The sequence below is a fragment of the Microbacterium galbinum genome (assembly GCF_023101185.1).
Taxonomy (GTDB): Bacteria; Actinomycetota; Actinomycetes; order Actinomycetales; family Microbacteriaceae; genus Microbacterium; species Microbacterium galbinum.
The window spans coordinates 558056-577881 of the sequence record NZ_CP078077.1 but is presented as its reverse complement, the minus strand read 5'-3'; the positions used below and the strand labels follow the sequence as shown (position 1 = coordinate 577881).

General features: G+C 68.8%; 13 protein-coding genes. 11 read left to right on the top strand and 2 right to left on the bottom strand.

The window, feature by feature from the left end; translation table 11 throughout:
* Window positions 1-14 precede the first annotated feature (14 nt).
* A complete protein-coding gene (locus tag KV396_RS02925; RefSeq protein WP_247956756.1) occupies window positions 15-1037 on the top strand; it encodes an alpha/beta hydrolase in 1023 nt (340 codons plus the stop codon).
* A gap of 27 nt (window positions 1038-1064) precedes the next feature.
* On the opposite strand, the gene KV396_RS02920 is transcribed toward KV396_RS02925, so the two are convergent.
* Complete coding sequence (locus KV396_RS02920) at window positions 1065-1697, bottom strand: GntR family transcriptional regulator (RefSeq protein WP_247956755.1); 633 nt, start codon at window positions 1695-1697, stop codon at window positions 1065-1067.
* Between the two features lie 265 nt (window positions 1698-1962).
* Between KV396_RS02920 and KV396_RS02915 the strand changes: the two genes are divergently transcribed.
* Window positions 1963-2478, top strand: coding sequence for a GNAT family N-acetyltransferase (locus KV396_RS02915; protein ID WP_247956754.1), 516 nt, complete (start codon window positions 1963-1965; stop codon window positions 2476-2478).
* Window positions 2479-2520: 42 nt separating this feature from the next.
* Here the strand turns inward: KV396_RS02915 and KV396_RS02910 are convergent, their stop codons facing one another.
* Window positions 2521-3009 carry a YajQ family cyclic di-GMP-binding protein gene (locus tag KV396_RS02910; protein WP_247625188.1) on the bottom strand — a complete coding sequence of 163 codons (489 nt, stop codon included), beginning with the start codon at window positions 3007-3009 and terminating at the stop codon, window positions 2521-2523.
* A gap of 116 nt (window positions 3010-3125) precedes the next feature.
* On the opposite strand from KV396_RS02910, the gene KV396_RS02905 reads away from it, so the two are divergent.
* The 9 genes from KV396_RS02905 to KV396_RS02865 all read left to right on the top strand — a co-directional run bounded on the left by KV396_RS02905 (window position 3126) and on the right by KV396_RS02865 (window position 19780).
* The gene (locus tag KV396_RS02905) at window positions 3126-3278 is read left to right on the top strand and encodes a hypothetical protein (RefSeq protein WP_247634091.1); all 153 of its coding nucleotides are present in this window, start codon (window positions 3126-3128) and stop codon (window positions 3276-3278) included.
* Between the two features lie 122 nt (window positions 3279-3400).
* The gene (locus KV396_RS02900) at window positions 3401-4444 is read left to right on the top strand and encodes an ABC transporter (protein ID WP_247956753.1); all 1044 of its coding nucleotides are present in this window, start codon (window positions 3401-3403) and stop codon (window positions 4442-4444) included.
* A 65-nt stretch (window positions 4445-4509) separates the two neighbouring features.
* Window positions 4510-4947, top strand: coding sequence for a hypothetical protein (locus KV396_RS02895; RefSeq protein ID WP_247956752.1), 438 nt, complete (start codon window positions 4510-4512; stop codon window positions 4945-4947).
* A gap of 70 nt (window positions 4948-5017) precedes the next feature.
* Window positions 5018-5665, top strand: coding sequence for a spermidine/putrescine ABC transporter substrate-binding protein (locus KV396_RS02890; protein ID WP_247634094.1), 648 nt, complete (start codon window positions 5018-5020; stop codon window positions 5663-5665).
* A gap of 228 nt (window positions 5666-5893) precedes the next feature.
* Window positions 5894-6262, top strand: coding sequence for a 30S ribosomal protein S12 (gene rpsL, locus KV396_RS02885; protein ID WP_017201609.1), 369 nt, complete (start codon window positions 5894-5896; stop codon window positions 6260-6262).
* Window positions 6263-6267: 5 nt separating this feature from the next.
* Window positions 6268-6738, top strand: coding sequence for a 30S ribosomal protein S7 (gene rpsG / locus KV396_RS02880; protein ID WP_017201608.1), 471 nt, complete (start codon window positions 6268-6270; stop codon window positions 6736-6738).
* Window positions 6739-6823: 85 nt separating this feature from the next.
* Window positions 6824-8938, top strand: coding sequence for an elongation factor G (gene fusA, locus KV396_RS02875; RefSeq protein WP_282185368.1), 2115 nt, complete (start codon window positions 6824-6826; stop codon window positions 8936-8938).
* Window positions 8939-9085: 147 nt separating this feature from the next.
* The gene (gene tuf / locus KV396_RS02870; protein WP_042538710.1) at window positions 9086-10276 is read left to right on the top strand and encodes an elongation factor Tu; all 1191 of its coding nucleotides are present in this window, start codon (window positions 9086-9088) and stop codon (window positions 10274-10276) included.
* A gap of 312 nt (window positions 10277-10588) precedes the next feature.
* Window positions 10589-19780: a DUF11 domain-containing protein gene (locus KV396_RS02865; protein WP_247956751.1), complete on the top strand. Its 9192-nt coding sequence runs from the start codon at window positions 10589-10591 to the stop codon at window positions 19778-19780.
* Window positions 19781-19826 lie beyond the last annotated feature (46 nt).

Below are 19826 nucleotides of genomic sequence, written 5' to 3'. Positions count from 1 at the left end.
GATAGCCTGGCCGCATGGCTGACACCGGCTCCGCGCACTGGATCCCCGACGTCCTCGGCGACGAGTTCGAGCAGCTGACGCTGCCGCTCGCCGACGACGACCAGGGCCCGGTCGTCGCGACCCTGGTGCGCGCGCTGCCGGCATCCGTCGGGTGGTGGGAGCGCGTGCGGGGACGGATGCCGCTCCTGCACGATGTCGACGTGCTCTACGTGCACGGCTGGTCGGACTACTTCTTCCAGAAGCGCCTCGCACGGTTCTGGACCTCGCGCGGCGCGCGGTTCTTCGCGCTGGATCTGCGCAAGTACGGGCGCAGCCTGCGCGACGGGCAGACGCCCGGGTACGTGACCGACCTCGCGACCTACGACGAGGACATCGCCGCGGCGCTCGACGCGATGGGTCGGGGAGCGGATGCCGCGGCGTCGCCTCGTCGCCTCGTGCTGCTCGGACACTCGACGGGCGGGCTGACGCTGAGCCTCTGGGCGTCACGGCATCCGGGGATGGCGGATGCCGTGATCCTCAACAGTCCGTGGTTGGAGTTCCAGTTCGCGGCGGCGCGAGCGGCGATCGCGCCGATGGTCGAGCTGCAGGCGCGGCTGCGCCCGCTCGATGCCGCACCGCAGATCGATCTCGGCTTCTACAGTCGGGCGCAGGAGGCGGTGGCCGATCCCGACGACCCGATGGAGGTCGACCTCCGCTGGCGCCCGCAGCAGACCATGGCGGTGCACGCCGGCTGGTTGCACGCGATCCTCAGCGGGCACCGCACGGTCGCGGCGGGGTTGTCGATCACGGCACCGGTGTGCGTGCTGCTGTCGGCGCGGTTCGCGTCGCCGACGCGGTGGTCCGACGAGCTCACGCGGGCGGATACCGTGCTCGTCGTCGAGGACATCGCCCGCGCCGCGCTGCGCCTCGGGCCGTCGGTCACCGTCGAGCGGATCGACGGTGCGCTGCACGACGTGTTCCTCTCGGCGCACGACGCGCGCGAGGACGCATATCGGCGGCTCGACCGCTGGGTGAGAGGGTGGCGATCCGCCGGGTGACGCGGGCGGCGCTCCGCCCCGCTGACGTCAGACGTAGTACATGGCGCGGGCGAGACGCTCGGCGTCGTCGCCGTCTCCCCGTTCCACCGCATCGCGGAAGTCGGCGTAGACCTGCGTCATGTGAGCGCGGTCCTCGACGGGCACCACCCAGTTGCGGAGGTTGCGGAACAGCGCGATGCTCGAGTCGTTGACGAGGGCGCTGTGCTGGGGGTTGCCCGCGCGGTGCGTGAGATACGAGAAGACCGCCCACCGGCTCTCGGACGTCTTCGCGGCATCGTCGAGCGTGGTGTGCAGTCGCTCGACGAGTCCCGCCAGGTAGGCGCGCTCGACCTCGGTCAGTTTGGGCACGCCCATGCGCGCGGAGACGCCCGCCTGGTAGCCGGCGAACTCGAGCGTGCCGAGCACGATCTCGGGCGTGACGAGGGTGACCTCGGTGTAGCGGCTCGGATACATCGTGACCAGTCCCAGACGCTCGAGGCGCTGCAGGGCCTCGCGCACGGGCGTGCGCGAGACGTGGAGCTCGTCGGCGACGGTGACGTCGCGGATGCGGTGGCCCGGCTCCATCACCCCGTCGATGATCTGCTGGCCGATGTGGTGGAACACCTCGTCTGCGAGGAGCTGTTTTCCTTCGCCGATGTGTGTGGTTTCGATGCTGCTCATCGACTTACCCCCAGTAAGTTCGTCGGTTCACCACCGCCGGCGTCGCGCCTCCCGGTCGCGCGGTGCGCCTGCTGTCGTGCTTCCTGCTGTCTTCGGTTCTGCTGTGCTGCGGGAGCGCCCCATACGCTCCCGCAGGAAACTACATCATGCACCTGTGGGGCCGCCGTGCCTATCGTTCTTGCGGAGTTCTTGCGGCTGGCCTGTGCGGATGCCGCGGTGATGCGTCGCTCTGGTGCGTGTCCGTGGTCCGTGGAAAGCTCCGGGGATGGACGAGCTCACTCTGCGCCCCTGGGGTTCCGGCGACCTGCCGCTCCTGCACCGGGCCAACGCGCCCGCGATGACGTCGCACCTGAACGGCTCCGAGACCGATGCCCAGGTCGAGGAGCGCCACGCGCGCTACCTGCGCCTGAACGCTTCGGGCGAGGCGCACATGTCGGTGATCCTCGAGGGTGGGGTGCCGGTCGGGTCGATCGGCTTCTGGCCGGTTCGCTGGCGCGACACCGACGCGTGGGAGACGGGGTGGTTCGTGCTGCCCGAGGCGCAGGGGCGCGGGATCGCCGCACGCGCGGTCGCGCTGGTCGTGGCGCAGGCGCGGGCCGAGGCGGGGGAGCGACGGATGCTCACGGCCTTCCCCGGCGTCGACAACGCCGCATCGAACGCCGTGTGCCGTCGCGCGGGATTCGCCCAGGTCGGATCGCTCGTCGAGGAGTTCCGCGGAGCGTCGCTCGAGATCAACGAGTGGGTGTACGACCTTGGTGAAGCGGCCTCCGAAAACGCGTGAAGCCCCGCCGAGGCGGGGCTTCACGAACGGGTGACGACGCGGTCAGCGGTAGTTGATGAACTGCAGGTCGACGTCGAGGTCGGAGCCCTTGAGGAGGGCGATCACCGACTGGAGGTCGTCGCGACTCTTCGACTGCACGCGCAGCTCGTCGCCCTGGATCTGGCTCTTGACGCCCTTGGGGCCCTCGTCGCGGATGATCTTGTTGATCTTCTTCGCGTTCTCCGAGGAGATGCCGTCCTTGAGCGTCGAGACGATGCGGAACTCCTTGCCGCTGGCGAACGGGTCGCCGGAGTCGAGGCTCTTCAGCGAGATGCCGCGCTTGATGAGCTTGGACTGGAACACGTCGAGCACGGCCTTCGCGCGCTCCTCGGTGCCGGCGATGATGAGGATCTGCTCGCCGCTCCAGGCGATCGACGCGCCCGTGCCCTTGAAGTCGTAGCGCTGCTCGATCTCCTTGCGGGCCTGGTTCAGGGCGTTCTCGGCCTCCTGGTGATCCACTTTCGAGACGATGTCAAAGGAACTGTCAGCCATACAGGGAGTGTACCGAGAGTGCGCAACCCGCGCCCCTCGCGCCCGTGGCCCGGCGACACGCGGGCGTCTCGGCGTTGCTCCGCTCGCAACCGATACTTCGGTCCTAGCGTGAAGGCATGGCACGAGTCGGTGGACGCAACCTGGCGATGAGCTGGTTCGCGGGAGTGGTCTGCGCCGGTGTCGTCGCCGGGTTGATCTGGCTCTCCCTGCCGATGATGCCCGTGCTCGCCGCATTCGCCGGCGACACGTTGCGATCGATTTTCCCCTGAGCGGGACCGTCGCTTCCCGAACGCCCCGGAGGGTGAATGCCGACACGTCGGCACGCCTCCCGGAGCGCGTCCGCGGGCGGCGGTACCCTCGCACTGCACACTTCCGATGAGAGGCGCACCCCATGAGTGACCCCGAGGTTCCCCAGCCCGAGCGGCCGAAGGACGTCAACGACGTCCTCGACAGCGCGAACGAGGGTCTCGACGCCGCCGCCGCGGCCGGTGCCGACGTGCCCGCCGGCGACAACGCCGCGATCCGTGACGACGCCGCCCACGGTGACGCCGCCATCCACAGCGACGCCGCTTCCGGTGCCGCCGTGTCCGAGCCCGCCACGACGGATGCCGCGACCGCCGCTCCGGCCGTCGACCCCGATCTCGCGGCCTTCGAGGCCGCGGAGCGCGATCACCCGGGCACGTTCTCGGCTCCGGTCGAGCGCCGCGAGCCCCTCTACGGCGCCGAGGCCACCGAGGTGATCGCCGCGCCCACCGCGTACGTCGACGAGACGCCGACGGTCGCCGACACCGCTTACTCCTCGCGTGCCGACGCCGAGACCACCATCGTCCCCTCAGAGCCGGCGTTCGCCGCAGCCGCTCCCTCGCAGCCGCAGCCGATCTTCGTCCAGGCTCCCGAGCCGCCGCGCGACCGCGGCAACCGTGGAACGGCCGGCGCGATCGGGCTCCTCGCCACCCTCGCCTTCGCCGTGCTCTACCTGGGCGCCACGCTCGGGCTGGGCGCGCTCGCGGGCGACGTCGACGGCAGCAACATCGGGCAGGCCGCTCTCGCACCGCTGCAGACCGCGGGATACTGGGTGCCGGTCGCCGTCTTCTTCCTCGGTTTCTGGCTGCTCGGCGCGATCATCAACCGCGGTCGCTGGGGCCTCTGGGTCGTCTTCGGCATCATCGTCGGCGCGATTGCGTACGGCGGTCACCTTCTCGGACAGCTCTTCCAGGCGCAGTTCTGGACGCTCACCGCTTCCGAGGGCGCCGACCTCATCGGCGGCCAGCTCCTCGCCCCGCTCGCGATCGTCGCGTTCGTGTTCGCCCGCGAACTCACCATCTGGTTCGGCGCGTGGGTCGCCCGCAGCGGTGCCCGCAAGACCGAGCTGAACCTCGAGGCGCAGCGCGAGTACGAGCGCACCCTCGAGGCCGGCCCGACGCTGTCGAGGTAATGACGCACACGCCGATGCCGAACCCCCGTGGACCCGAGTCCGCGGGGGTTTCGCCTGTCCTGGCGGTGGTCTTCGCCACCATCGGCTTCTTCGCGCTGGCGATCTTCGGGCTCGGTGCTGTGAGCGTGCTCACCGACAGCGTCATCATCGCGACGCCGGGGCTGGGGCAGTGGCCGGGCATCGGCGGCATGGCCGCGGCCGTGCTCGCCTTCGCCGTCCTGCTCTGGTCGGTCGTCCGTCGCCCCGGGCCGTCGTTCTTCTCGGCGCTCGTGATCGCGGTGGCGACGGCGCTCGTGCATCTGGCCGCGGTCTGGATCGCCGTGGCGAGCGTCGCCGGGAGCGCGCTGCTCGCGACGGCGGTCGCCGGCGACCTGGTGCGCGGGGGAGCGAGTGCCGTGCTGCTCCTGGCCGCCGCGATCGGCGCCTGGGCCGGGATCGCCCTGCGGCGCACCCGCGCACGGCATCCGCGCTGGCCCTGGGAACGCGACGAAGACGCGGAGTGATGAGCGGTGGTGACGCGCCGCTCTCCCGGCGTGTCGCCGCGGAGCGCCCGCTCGCGCGTACCCTGGTGGGGTGGAGCGCTCGTTGGAGACGCAGGTCGACCAGGCCGTCGAGGCCTGGTTGCGCTGGGTGCCGCGCTGGGAGCCGGCGACCCATCGCGGTCGGATCGCGCCGTGCCGCCGGTGCCTCGGCTCCCCTCTGCTCTCCGCCGCGGGGATCGGAGCCAACGTGCCGCACGGCGTGCAGCACGGGCTCTCGACGCGGTTGAAGACGATCGTCGATCACGCGGTCGCCGACTACACCGCCCGCAACCTGCCGATGCTGCAGCGCGAACTCGATCAGCAGGCCGCCCGCAACCGCGCGCGCAGCTACCGCCCGGCCGAAGACCTCGACCCCGAGTTCGACGGGTTGCCGCTCGATCCCGACCCGGTTCCGGGCGCGCCGTTCCTCTTCACGATCGCCGGCCTCGCCGACGACGCGGCCGAGACACTGCCACCCCTGCCGCCGTTGACAGAGGAGGCGAAGGTGGCGCTGCGCCAGGAGGTCGGTCTGGCCGATGAGTACGCCAACATGGTCGGCCGTGAGATCTGCGGTCTGCTGCTGCGGCACCGTCTGCCGATCCAGGCCGCCATCGCGCAGCACATCGAGCCGCAGATCGAGGCGCTCCTCGCCGAGCTGACCCAGTCGCTCGACTCGCCCTTCGACGCCGACCCGAGCTAGCGACGGCATCCGCGCGGGGAGCCCGCGGTCATTTGACCGGCAGGTTACGCGCCATTACACTTGGTCAGGTGTGTGCACGTCTCGACGTGCGCGCTGGGCGCCGGCCCCATGGTCGGTCCGCCCCCACGGCATACCCACCACACCAAAAGCGCGTCCGTTCGGACGTGCCGGTGGGTCATGATGTGAAACCCATCACGCTGTCACCGTGCAGCATTATGAGGAGAGAACGTGCCAACCATTCAGCAGTTGGTTCGCAAGGGTCGCTCGCCCAAGGTCACCAAGACCAAGGCGCCGGCGCTCAAGTCGAACCCGCAGCAGGCCGGGGTCTGCACCCGCGTCTACACCACCACCCCGAAGAAGCCGAACTCGGCGATGCGCAAGGTCGCCCGTGTGAAGCTCCGCAACGGCACCGAGGTCACCGCGTACATCCCCGGTGAGGGCCACAACCTCCAGGAGCACTCGCTGGTGCTCGTCCGTGGCGGTCGTGTCAAGGACCTCCCCGGTGTGCGTTACAAGATCGTCCGTGGCGCCCTGGACACCCAGGCCGTCAAGAACCGTAAGCAGGCTCGTTCCCGCTACGGCGCGAAGAAGGGTTGAGTTAGATGCCTCGTAAGGGTCCCGCCCCCAAGCGCCCCGTCGTCAACGACCCGGTCTACGGCGCTCCGATCGTCACCTCGCTGGTGAACAAGATCCTCGTCGACGGCAAGAAGTCGCTGGCCGAGTCGATCGTCTACGGCGCCCTCCGCGGCGTCGAGGCGAAGAACGGTCAGGATGCCGTCGCCACGCTCAAGAAGGCGCTCGACAACGTCCGCCCCACCCTCGAGGTCCGCAGCCGCCGCGTCGGTGGCTCGACCTACCAGGTGCCGGTCGAGGTCAAGCCGCACCGCGCGAACACCCTCGCGCTGCGCTGGCTCGTCAGCTACGCCAAGGGTCGTCGTGAGAAGACGATGACCGAGCGTCTCCAGAACGAGATCCTCGACGCCTCGAACGGCCTGGGTGCCGCGGTCAAGCGCCGCGAAGACACCCACAAGATGGCCGAGTCGAACCGCGCGTTCGCTCACTACCGCTGGTAAACAGCTCCGCCCGCCCCCGGCCATCCGTCGGGGGCGGGCACCCCCTCTTCGCAGTACGACTGCCAGAAAAGATAAGGACACTCCCGTGGCACAAGACGTGCTCACCGACCTGAGCAAGGTCCGCAACATCGGCATCATGGCGCACATCGATGCTGGCAAGACCACCACGACTGAGCGCATCCTGTTCTACACGGGTGTCAACCACAAGCTGGGCGAGACCCACGACGGTGCTTCGACCACCGACTGGATGGAACAGGAGAAGGAGCGCGGCATCACGATCACGTCTGCCGCCGTGACCTGCTACTGGAACAAGAACCAGATCAACATCATCGACACCCCCGGTCACGTGGACTTCACGGTCGAGGTGGAGCGCTCGCTCCGCGTCCTCGACGGTGCCGTCGCCGTCTTCGACGGCAAGGAGGGCGTCGAGCCCCAGTCCGAGACCGTGTGGCGTCAGGCCGACAAGTACAACGTCCCGCGCATCTGCTTCGTCAACAAGATGGACAAGCTCGGCGCCGACTTCTACTTCACGGTCGACACGATCATCAACCGCCTCGGCGCCAAGCCGCTGGTCATCCAGCTGCCCATCGGCGCGGAGAGCGACTTCATCGGTGTCGTCGACCTCATCGAGATGCGCGCACTGGTGTGGGCGGGTGACGCCAAGGGTGATGTGACCATGGGCGCCTCCTACGAGATCCAGGAGATCCCGGCCGACCTCAAGGAGAAGGCCGACTCCTACCGCCAGCAGCTGCTCGAGACCGTCGCCGAGAGCGACGACGCACTCCTCGAGAAGTTCTTCGGTGGTGAGGAGCTCACGGTCGCCGAGATCAAGGGCGCCATCCGCAAGATGACGGTCGCCTCGGAGATCTACCCGGTGCTCTGCGGCTCGGCGTTCAAGAACCGCGGCGTGCAGCCGATGCTGGACGCGGTCGTCGACTTCCTCCCGAACCCGCTCGACGTGGGCTCGATCGAGGCGCACGACCCCAAGGACCCCGAGAAGATCATCGAGCGTCACCCCGACGCCAACGACCCGTTCGCCGCGCTGGCGTTCAAGGTCGCGGTGCACCCGTTCTTCGGTCGTCTGACCTACGTGCGCGTCTACTCGGGTTCGCTCGAGTCGGGCTCCGCGGTCATCAACTCGACCAAGGGCAAGAAGGAGCGCATCGGAAAGATCTTCCAGATGCACGCCAACAAGGAGATCCCGGTCCCCTCGGTCACCGCGGGCAACATCTACGCCGTCATCGGTCTGAAGGACACCACCACCGGTGACACCCTGACCGACCCGGCCTCCCCGGTCGTCCTCGAGTCGATGACGTTCCCGGAGCCCGTGATCGAGGTCGCCATCGAGCCGAAGACCAAGGCCGACCAGGAGAAGCTGGGTGTCGCCATCCAGAAGCTCGCTGAAGAGGACCCGACCTTCCGCACCGAGCTCAACCCCGAGACCGGTCAGACGACCATCAAGGGAATGGGCGAGCTGCACCTCGACATCCTCGTCGATCGCATGAAGCGCGAGTTCAACGTCGAGGCCAACGTCGGAAAGCCCCAGGTCGCGTACCGCGAGACGATCCGCAAGGCCGTCGAGAAGCACGACTACACGCACAAGAAGCAGACCGGTGGTTCGGGTCAGTTCGCGAAGATCCAGTTCACCATCGAGCCGATGGACCTGGACTCCGAGAACACCTACGAGTTCGTCAACGCCGTCACCGGTGGACGCATCCCGCGCGAGTACATTGGCTCGATCGACGCCGGTTTCCAGGACGCCATGAACGTCGGAGTCCTCGCGGGCTACCCGATGGTCGGCGTCAAGGCGACCATCGTCGACGGTGCCGCGCACGACGTCGACTCCTCGGAGATGGCGTTCAAGATCGCCGGCTCCATGGGCTTCAAGGAAGCGGCTCGCCGCGCCAGCCCGGCTCTCCTCGAGCCGCTGATGGCCGTCGAGGTCCGTACTCCCGAGGAGTACATGGGCGATGTCATCGGTGACCTGAACTCGCGTCGTGGCCAGATCCAGTCGATGGAGGACGCCGCCGGCGTCAAGGTCGTCCGTGCCCAGGTGCCGCTGTCCGAGATGTTCGGTTACATCGGCGACCTGCGCTCGAAGACCTCGGGTCGCGCGGTCTACTCGATGGAGTTCCACAGCTACGCTGAGGTTCCCCGCAACGTGGCCGACGAGATCGTCCAGAAGACCGCGGGCGAGTAACAACTTCTGGGAGCCGGGTTCCGGCCCGGCTCCCAGGTCCCCTACAACTTCACATTCCCTCTCTACTAAACTGAGATTCACACCCGTAGAGAACCGGTCGCAATCCAGTGCCCGGCACCCTCTACACGACGTCCTGAGGAGGACCCAGTGGCTAAGGCCAAGTTCGAGCGGACCAAGCCGCACGTCAACATCGGAACCATCGGTCACGTTGACCACGGCAAGACCACGCTCTCCGCAGCGATCTCGAAGGTGCTTGCTGACAAGTTCCCGTCTGACACCAACGTGCAGCGCGACTTCGCTTCCATCGACTCGGCGCCGGAAGAGCGCCAGCGTGGTATCACCATCAACATCTCGCACATCGAGTACGAGACCCCGAAGCGCCACTACGCGCACGTTGACGCCCCCGGCCACGCCGACTACGTCAAGAACATGATCACCGGTGCGGCTCAGATGGACGGCGCGATCCTCGTGGTCGCCGCCACCGACGGCCCGATGGCTCAGACGCGTGAGCACGTTCTGCTCGCCAAGCAGGTCGGCGTTCCGTACCTGCTCGTCGCGCTGAACAAGTCCGACATGGTCGACGACGAGGAGATCCTGGAGCTCGTCGAGCTCGAGGTCTCCGAGCTGCTCGCCTCGCAGGGCTTCGCCGAGGACGCTCCTGTCGTCCGCGTCTCCGCTCTCAAGGCCCTCGAGGGCGACGAGAAGTGGGTCCAGTCGATCCTCGACCTCATGGAGGCCGTCGACGAGAACGTGCCCGACCCGGTGCGCGACAAGGACAAGCCGTTCCTGATGCCCGTCGAGGACGTCTTCACGATCACCGGTCGTGGAACCGTCGTCACGGGTCGCGCCGAGCGTGGCACCCTGGCCATCAACTCCGAGGTCGAGATCGTCGGACTGCGTCCGACCGTCAAGACCACGGTCACGGGTATCGAGATGTTCCACAAGCAGCTCGACGAGGCATGGGCCGGCGAGAACTGCGGTCTCCTGCTCCGTGGTACGAAGCGTGAGGACGTCGAGCGCGGCCAGGTCATCGTGAAGCCGGGTTCGGTCACGCCGCACACCGACTTCGCGGGCACCGCGTACATCCTGTCGAAGGACGAGGGTGGCCGTCACAACCCGTTCTACACGAACTACCGCCCGCAGTTCTACTTCCGCACCACCGACGTCACCGGCGTCATCACGCTGCCCGAGGGCACCGAGATGGTCATGCCCGGCGACACCACCGACGTGACGGTCGAGCTGATCCAGCCGATCGCCATGGAAGAGGGCCTCGGCTTCGCCATCCGTGAGGGTGGACGTACCGTCGGCGCTGGTACGGTCACGAAGATCATCAAGTAAGCATCTGCTTCCTGCACAGGGGGTCGGACCTTCGGGTCCGGCCCCTTTTGTGTTGCCCGGACACCCGAGAATCCGGTATCCCAAACTCGTTCCCCTATCCAGTTGAATAAAACACGAAGTGTTGGATATGGTGAATACCGCTATGCGAAAGCATGGCAAAGCAGGCATGTGTTCGAGCCCTAGGTCGAACCGGCGCTGCAGCGGCCAGGGAAACCCGAAGCTTCCCTGAGCCGCTGATCTGCGTGCGCCTGCCTGTATCGGGGAGAGCCTGCGCGCCGGGGAGTGGCGCGCGGGATAAAGGGGAGTATCACCATGCGTTCGAACGCGCGTTCGCAGAAGCAGCAGCACGCCCGGAAGCTGACGGCGATCACCGCCATCGTCTCCGTGATCGCCGGGGCGTTCGTCGCCGGTATTTCGGCTCAGATGGCATCGGCCAACAGTTGGACGCCCAGCGTCTCGGTCGAGAGCGTGGATCCCTCGGGCGCCGGAAAGGACTTCGTCCTCGCCGAGGAGAACGTCGGCTTCGACGTCGCCGTCTCGAACACCTCGGGCGGACGCCAGTTCAACCTCAGCCTCATGGCGATGGTCCCGGCATCCGTCTCGTTCGTCTCGGGCGGCGAGTTCGGTGCCCCGACGATCTTCACCGAGGGTCAGGTGCTGCCCAACCGCACGCGCACGGCCACCACCGATCTCCCGAGTTGCACCGACCTCGGCCTCGTGGCCGCCCCCACGGGCTCCGCTCAGCCGCAGTTGTGCGCGGTCCCCGCCGGTCAGCAGGTCTGGGTCTGGTCGAACGTCAACGACCTTCCGCAGGGTGCGACCGTTCCCTCCACGATCACGATCGCCCCGGCATCCGACGCCTACCCGGTCGGCAGCCGCATCGACTTCTCGATCCGAGCGTTCACCAGCGACGACCCCGCGCGTCTGCCCACCTTCGATGGCTCGACCAGCGTCTCCCGCACGGCCGACCACACGTCGGGTACGGGCTTCGCCGATGACGACGTGCCGGTCAAGGCGCTCCGCGTCACCAAATCCGAGCCCAGCGCGGAGGACGAGCGTCTGCGCGGCGCGCACGGCGAGCCCACCGTCTACACCGTGACCGTGCAGAACACGAGGCGCGAGGCGACCCTCGGCGCGACCGTGACCGATTACCTCCCGGCCGGAATCGAATACCTGGGTGACGGCACCACCGTCGACAACTCGGCACCGGGTGCCGAGTACCCGACCGCGCCTCGTCTCGCCGGTGGCGCGATCGACGGTGAGACCGTCGAGACGGTGTCGCTCACCGAGGCCCAGGCGCTGGCTCTCGGACTCTCCGGCGCCGGCGTCTACACCAAGGTCACGTGGCTGCTCGGCGACCTCGCGGCCGACGAGACCCGTACCCTCCAGTACCGCGCTGTCGTCCCGCTGTTCGCCAACGCGCAGTGGGCGGCGGGCACGGCCCCGTCTGCCGAGAGCGGCGCACAGGCGGCGAACCTCGACAACAACACCGGCGCCTCCACCCGCCACGGTGCCACGGATGCGCCGGCCACCGCGCAGACACTCCGCAACGTCGCGTCGGTCGTCGGCACCTACCAGGGGCCGGTCTTCGGCGGCGACGAGTCGCTGCGCGCCAGCTCCGACGACGATGACGAGATCATCGAGGCGGTCGACGTGCGCGTGCTCAAGAGCGTCGACTCGAGCGGACTGTTCTCGACGGGATCGGTGGCGGTCTACTCCATGCAGGTCGACGTCAGCGAGTACGTCGATGCGAGCGACATCATCCTCACCGACGTCATCCCGAACGGTCTCTGCCCCGCGCTCCCTGCGGGGGAGGCGGCCGCGACCCTCCTGATCGACGGCGCGACGGTCACGTCCGAGCGCTGGAACTCCGAGGTCCCCGGCGAGGCGTGCAACTACCCGACCGCCGCGAGCGGCGCCGTGCTCTCCGACGATCTGACGGTCGTCTCGATCGACTACGACCGCACCGACGGCACGTTCACCGTCGTCTTCTCCGCCGACGACCTCGTCGCGGGCGAGACGATGACCGGCCGCTACTCGGTCATGCAGCGCCCCAACTACAGCGGCACCAGCGGCGGCACGAGCTCGGGCGACAGCTTCGTCAACCGGGTCACCGTCACGGCGCAGACCGACCCGATCGCGGCGATCGCGAACGACCCGGCGCTGAGCGCGCGCGTCGGCGGTGCCCGCCTCGTCTCGGACGACTCCGCCGCGATCATCACCTCGGGCTTCACCGGACTCACGAAGACGGTTCTCGAGCGCGGCAGCGAGCTCACCACCGACCCCGAGGCCTGGGTGAAGGATGCCCTCCAGCCGTTCTCGCCCGGCGACTCGGTCTGGTACCGCATCGAGATCCCGTTCGCGAAGGGGATCGACATCCGTAACGCCGAGCTCGTCGACTACCTCCCCGAGGGCGTCGCACTGCAGGAGGTCCGCTACGCGTACACGGGCTTCCCGGCGGGCGCATCGACGACGACCCCGGTCGCCTACGGCTCCTCCGGATTCCCGGCCGATTTCATCCCGAACCCGGTGACGACCGAGTCGTCGCTCACCTGGGAGTTCGGCTCGCGCAACCGCGGGGGCAGCGACCACCGCTTCATGCCCGCAGGCAGCACGGTGACCGTCTACATCCGCGGTGAGGTGCAGGCGCAGTCCGCGTCCCGCGAAGAGGTCGACAGCCCGAAGAATCAGGCGAAGTACCAGCAGGTGAACGTCAACGGCGAGATCTCCTTCCGCCGCGACGACGCGGGCATCGACCTCGACTGGGGTTCGACGCTCACCAAGGGCATCGCCGCGGTCAACGGCACCGCGACCCCGAACGGTACGACCTTCGGCGCGCGCACCGAGACGAACCAGGTCGTGCAGAACGACAAGGTCGAGTACCGGATCGACGTCACCTCCCCCCAGAACTCGACCACCGACTACGTCGTGTGGGACGTTCTCCCGGCAGGGGTGAAGAAGGCGGACGTCGCCGATTTCACCGCCGCGACCTACGACGGCGGTGCGACCGCACCCGCGTCGCCGTACACGACGGCGGATGACGTCACCGCGGTCGCCTACGACGACGGAGAGCTGCCGAACGGGATCACTCTGACGCCTGCGTACAGCGGGCGCTCGGTGATCGTTTGGACGGTCGGCGCCTCGGTTCCCGGCAGCACCCCCGCGACGACGGGTGAGAACGCCGCGCCCGAGGTCGTCCGCGGCCTCTCGCTCGGCTACACCCTCACGGTTCCCGCCGGCGCGACGAACGGCGGCGCCGCCGCACAGCTCACGCAGAGCTACGTGAACACGGCCGGCATCGTCAGCTACGGCATCGAGAACTCCGCGACGAAGACGACGACCGTCGTGCCGCAGGCGGATGCCGGTGGCCAGCAGCTCACGAACCGCACCCCGCAGGCCGGTGAGGTCGCGGCATCCGATGTCGACACGGTCGGCACCGCCGAGGTGCACCTGCCCGACGTGACCGTCGCCAAGAAGCTCCTGTCGACCGAGGTCGGCCCGACGACCGGGACGCCGTTCGGTCAGACGGATCTCGGCACCTCGGCGCGCAACTCCGCGTCGCAGATCGTGCAGGGGGAGTACGCGACCTTCGAGTACTCGATGACCATCCCGGCCCGCACCTCCATCCGCAATGCCGTGCTCTCCGACAACGGCGCGCTCAGCACCGGTGGCGCGACGGTCACGTACCAGTACGTGGCGGGGAGTGCGAAGTTCTTCGGTCCGACGGGAGAAGAGATCGAGACGGCCGACGAGGCCGACGGCTTCCGGACCGCCGAGACCTCGGGCGCCGCGCGCGGCGTGCTCACCTTCCCGAGCACGTACACGAACGGCACGGACGAAGCCCAGACGTTCCGCGTGCAGATCTCGGTGTGGGTGAAGGACCGCGATGCCAACACGGCCAACGCAAGCCAGCCGCAGATCGCCAACGGCACGCAGCTGACGAACACGGCCACACTGACTTTCGGCGACCCGAACAGCACGAACACGAACGCGCGCCTCACCCGCACCGCGAACGCCCAGGTGCAGTTCATCGAGCCCGCCCCGCGGCTCACGAAGACGGCATCGTCCGCGACGGTCGCCGCCGACGGCACGGTGACCTACACGCTGCGTGCGGAGAACGGCGCGAACCGCGTCTCGTTCTACGACGCCGTCGTGCTCGACTGCGTGCCGACCGAGATCACGCCGAGCAATCTCTCCGCCACGTCCGGTGATCCGCGCATCATCGGTGACTGCGCGATCGGTACGGGCAACGTGATCCAGCCGGGCACCGGTCCGGGAACGCTCATCGAGTGGATCATCCCGGTGATCAACGGAACCGGCCCGACCGGTGCGCCCACGCTCACCTACACCGGAACGGTCGAGACCCAGGCCGGCGGCGGGTCGACGTTCACCAACCGTGCCGAGCTCAAGGGATACACGCTCCCGCTCGCGGTGGGCGATGACACCGACACGTCGGACCGTCGCGGCACGGTCGCGGCGATCAGCTCCGCGACGGTGCGCATGCCCGAAGCATCCATCCTCAAGACCGTCGAGCCGGGCTCCGCACCGGTCGGCGACGTCGTCACCTACACCCTGACCACCACGCTGCCGGCCAGCACGAACTTCTACGACGTCGTGCTGTCCGACACCCTGCCGGTCGGAGTCGAGTACCTCTCGGGCGGCACGCACACCGAGACGGCGAACTGGGCGGGCGCTCCCAACACGCCCGTGATCGGCGCCCCGTCGCTGAACGGGCGGACGCTCACCTGGAGCGTCGGTCCCGACGACATCCTCGCGTGGTCGGCGAACCGCACGATCACCGTCACGTTCGAGGCGCGTATCACGAACGCCGTGACGGCCGCGGCGCCGAGCAACACGGGCACTTTCGCCTGGAGCTCGGTCAACGGATCCACCGCACCGGGCGACCGCAAGACGCCGACCTCGACCGCCACCGTGACCCTGCTCCACCCCAGCGTCACGATCGCGAAGGCCGTCAAGACGACGGGCGCCGCGGATTCGACCTATGCGGCGAGCAAGACGGGGAACCCCGACGAATCCTTCACCTATCGCGTGCGCGTGACGAACGCCACCGGTGCGGGCACGGCGCCTGCTCACGGGATCGTCGTCACCGACACGGTCGACGCGGGAGTGCGCATCGACACGAAGCAGAGCGTGTTCGACGAGGCCGTGTTCTCCGATGAGGACGCCATCCGCGACGGCCGCGGCGGCGTGATCACCTGGACCCTCGCCGGTCCGCTCTCGAACGCGAGCGGTGCCAACGTGCGCGACCTCGTCTACGAGGGCAGCTTCATCTCCGCGGAGTCGCTGCGTGCGATCGCCCTCAACAACACGGTTCGCGTCACGCAGTATTCGTCGGCGTCGTCCGATGGCTGGGTCTACCGTCCGGGCTCGACCCGCCCGGGCGGGGCCGCCATCCCCACCACCAACACGACGAGCAGCGCGGCGATCACCCCGCTCTTCCCGAGCATCCAGCTGCAGAAGAGCGTCACCACGCCGGGTGCCCAGGCCTTCATCGGCGAGGCGTTCTCCTGGACCCTCCAGGCCCGCAACGTCGGTGCGGGTTCCGCCCAGACCGTCACCCTCACCGACACCCTTCCGACGGACTGGCGCTTCGACGACTCGGTGGCGCCGCGCATCTCGGTGGCCGGCCAGGCGGCGATCACCCTCGACGCGCCCACGATCACGACCGCGAACGGTCGCCAGGTGCTCACCTGGGTGCTGGGGTCGGAGACGGGAGCAGCGTTCCTTCCGGGAACCGCAGGCGGGGCGACCGATGCGCAGCGCACGGTCGTCGTGACCTTCTCCTCGAAGCCACTCGCGGATGCCGTGACCACGGCGGGAGCGGGCCTCGCGACCAACCACACGAACACCCTCACGGGTTCCGCCACCGATCGGACGGGCGTCACCCGTAATGCGAACGGCCTGTACGTCGACACGAACGCGCAGGCGAACGCTCAGATCGCCCGCGCCGACCTGAAGATCGTCAAGCAGGCGATCGGCGGCGACGCTCAGGGCGCCTGGACGGCCGGCGACACGGTGCGCGGCGGGTACACGCAGCCGCAGTGGCGCATCACAGTCACCAACCAGGGACCGGATGCCGCGAACGGTCCGTTCCGCGTGACCGATGAGGCCGTCCTCCCCGACGGCGTGACCACCGGTTCCTTCACCGCGCGGTACTACAGCGGCGCCGCCGACACCACGGGCACCGCGCTCTCGCTCTCGGGTGCGGGCACGGCAGCCGACCCGTTCGTCGTCGGTACGACCGGCACGGCCCTGAAGGCCGACGGTTCCGACCGGATCGTCCTGGTCGCGAACGTCACGATCCAGGCCCCGGCCACCGGGACCGCCGAGAACACCGCGAGCGTCACCGGCCGCACGTACGAGCTGCCGGCCGACATCGCGAAGGACAACGCGGCCACGGCCACGAAGCCCATCTCGAGCGCTGCCGATCTCGCGATCGAGAAGACGGTGAACACCGCCGAGGTGACCGCCGGACGCTCGATCACGTGGAGCATCGCGGTGCGCAACAACGGCCCCTCGGTGTCGGCGTCGACGGCGGACGACAAGATCACCGTGACCGACACGATCCCGGAGGGGATCACCGGCGTGGCCGACCCGTCGGCGGGGCTGACGGCGTGGACCGCCTCGGCATCCGACGGCTGGCCCGCCACCGCCGGTGACACGATCACCTGGACGTTCACGGGCACCCAGCTCGCGGTCGGTCCCGCGCAGGATCTCTCGCTGACCGGTACCGTGCTCGCATCGTGGACGCCCGACGACGGCGACATCGTCAACGCGGCGACCGTCACCCCGGGGGCGACCACCGATCCGACCACCACCAACAACTCCGACGATGTCACCGTCTCCCCGGGGGATGCGACGACCCTCGCCATCACCAAGACGCGCGTCGTGAACGACCAGGGAGTCTGGAAGGACGCCGCGCAGTTCGGCGGGCCGCTGCCCGTCGTGGTCGCCGGTGAGACGGTGAGCTACCGCGTCGTCGTGACGAACAACGGACCGGCGGATGCCCGCGACGTCAGCGTCGAGGACGAGGTGCCGAGCATGCTCGCCTTCGCATCCGTCGAGGACGTGACGGGCACCTGGACCCGCGTCGCGGGCCCCGACACCCACGACACGTTCACCGTCGACGGCACCGTGCCGGCGGCCGCGGGGGACAACACCCGCGCGTTCGTCGTGACCTACGACGTCGACGCCGCGCTCGCGCCCGGTTCGGTTGTCGAGAACTGGGCGACCGCATCGGCGACCAACGCCACCAACGAGCCGCGCGACGGCGACACGACGGACTCCGACCGCGTCGCGGATCTCGCGATCCTCAAGCAGGCGATGGATGTCGAGGGCGTCGCCGTCGCCGAGGGGGAGACCCCGGAGGTGACCGCGGGCACGCAGACGCGATTCCTGCTGACGGTGACGAACGAGGGGCCGAGCTTCTCGAGTGCGCCGATCACGATCAGCGATCAGCTCCCGGCAGGTCTCACGTACAGCTCGTCGACCATCTCGATCGCAGGAGTGGAGGCAGCAGCCGCCACCCCCACGGTGTCGGAGAACGGCCGCGCGATCTCGTGGACGGTGCTGACCGAGGAGCAGACCCTCGAGGTCGGATCGACCATCGAGATCGTCGTCACCGCCGACGTGGCCGCAGACGTTCGCCCGCAGACCCTGGTGAACGAGGCCGACGTGACGGGGCCCGACGACTTCGACCCCGCGAACAACCACGGCGAGGCCGAGATCGACATCGTCACCCTCGCCGAGATGACGGTGCAGAAGGACGTCGCCGACGGTCCGTGGATCGCCGGCACCGAGGTCGAGTACGCCATCACGGTCGACAACGAGGGGCCGTCCGTCGCGGACGCCTTCCTCACCGACGTGCTGCCGGCCGGCCTCGCCCCCGTCTCGATCGCGGGCGAGGGCTGGACGTGCGACGAGGACGCGCAGAGCTGCATCCGTCGCGGGCACCCGCTGGGGGAGAGCACGATCACGGTCGTCGCCCTCATCGAGTCGAACGTGCCCACCGGCACCGAGCTGACGAACACGGCGAACCTGTCGTGGACCGACAGCCGCAGCACCTCGCCGCACTCCGACAGCGACGATGCCGCGATCGACGTCACCACGGATGCCGACCTCGGCCTCGTCAAGACGGCGGTCGACGCCGAGGGTGCCGAGATCGCCTCCGCGGTCGCGGGGGAGAGCGTGCGCTACCGGATCGAGGTCGAGAACGCCGGACCGAGCGATGCGGTCGGGCCGATCACGGTCACGGACGCGCTGCCCTCCGGCATCCGTTTCACCGGTCTGACCGGTGACGCCGTCGAGGCATGGTCCGCGCAGGCCGACGACGCCGATCCGCAGACCGTGACCTTCACGATGCTGCCGGCGGACGCGGGCCTCGTGAACGGCGCCGCTGCGCCCTCGATCGAGTTCGAGGCCGCCGTCGACCCGTCGGTCGCGCACGGCACGGTGCTCACCAACACGGCATCCGTGTCGTCGGGCACCCCGGACTCGAACCCCGAGAACGACGGTGACTCGGCCGATCTCACGATCGCTCGCGAGGTGGATCTCTCGATCACGAAGACCCACGACGCAGCCGCCGTGCGCATCGGCGACGAGCTCGCGTTCGCTCTCGAGGTCCGCAACGCCGGTCCGTCCGAGGCGACGGATGTCGTCGTGACCGACGTCGTGCCCGCCGGGCTCGAGGTCACGACGGTCGCAGGCGACGAGGTCGGCACCGACTGGTCGATCGAGAGCGTCGAACCGGTCGATGCGGAGGACGCGACGGCCGGGACCCGTGTGGTCGCGCGCTACGCGCTGCCCCTCGCGCCGGGCGAGACGGCATCCGTCCTGGGTGTGAGCACCCGTGTGCTCGTCGCGGCCTACTCCGAGGTCGTGAACGTGGCGGATGTCTCCGCCGCCGAGATCACGGAGGAGCACCCCGACCGCACCCCCGACGACAACCGTGCGTCGGACGTCGTCACGGTGCCGCCGATGGCCGCGCTGGTAGTGAGCAAGACCGCGGTCGGCGAGTTCCAGGTCGGCAAGGCCGGGTCGTACGAGATCGTCGTGCGCAACGACGGTCCCACCGCCGACCCGGGGCCGATCACCGTGACGGACGTGCTGCCCGCCGGGCTCTCTTTCGCCGGATCTCCCGATGAGGGAGTGCAGGTCGACGGCCAGGTCGTGACCTGGACGCTCGAGGACGGCCTCGCGGTCGACGAGGAGATCACCCTCGCGCTGCGCGTGAACGTCGGCGAAGCCGCGTACCCGTCGGTCAGCAACGTCGTCACGGTCACCTCGCCCAGCGAGCAGACCGAGGACGCCGTGCTGACCGACGAGGCGACGGTCGATGTCGCCGCGGCGGATCCGCTCGCCACGACCGGTGCCGAGATGGCCTGGGGTCTGCTCGCGGTCGCCCTGCTGATGATGGTGTCGGGAGGACTGTTCGTCGCCGCGCGTCGACGCTCTTCCGCCGGCGCGTCCGTCCATGCAGAATGAGGGTGCCCGGAACCGATCCGGAGCACATGACCAGTAGGGGACGCAC

What these genes read in the sequence shown, in the direction of transcription:
- KV396_RS02905 (WP_247634091.1), top strand. Translation starts at nt 3,126, where the DNA reads ATGGCACGAGTCGGTGGACGCAACCTGGCGATGAGCTGGTTCGCGGGA.
- rpsG (WP_017201608.1), top strand. Translation starts at nt 6,268, where the DNA reads ATGCCTCGTAAGGGTCCCGCCCCCAAGCGCCCCGTCGTCAACGACCCG.
- KV396_RS02920 (WP_247956755.1), bottom strand. Translation starts at nt 1,697, where the DNA reads ATGAGCAGCATCGAAACCACACACATCGGCGAAGGAAAACAGCTCCTC.
- KV396_RS02910 (WP_247625188.1), bottom strand. Translation starts at nt 3,009, where the DNA reads ATGGCTGACAGTTCCTTTGACATCGTCTCGAAAGTGGATCACCAGGAG.
- KV396_RS02925 (WP_247956756.1), top strand. Translation starts at nt 15, where the DNA reads ATGGCTGACACCGGCTCCGCGCACTGGATCCCCGACGTCCTCGGCGAC.
- KV396_RS02915 (WP_247956754.1), top strand. Translation starts at nt 1,963, where the DNA reads ATGGACGAGCTCACTCTGCGCCCCTGGGGTTCCGGCGACCTGCCGCTC.
- KV396_RS02900 (WP_247956753.1), top strand. Translation starts at nt 3,401, where the DNA reads ATGAGTGACCCCGAGGTTCCCCAGCCCGAGCGGCCGAAGGACGTCAAC.
- KV396_RS02865 (WP_247956751.1), top strand. Translation starts at nt 10,589, where the DNA reads ATGCGTTCGAACGCGCGTTCGCAGAAGCAGCAGCACGCCCGGAAGCTG.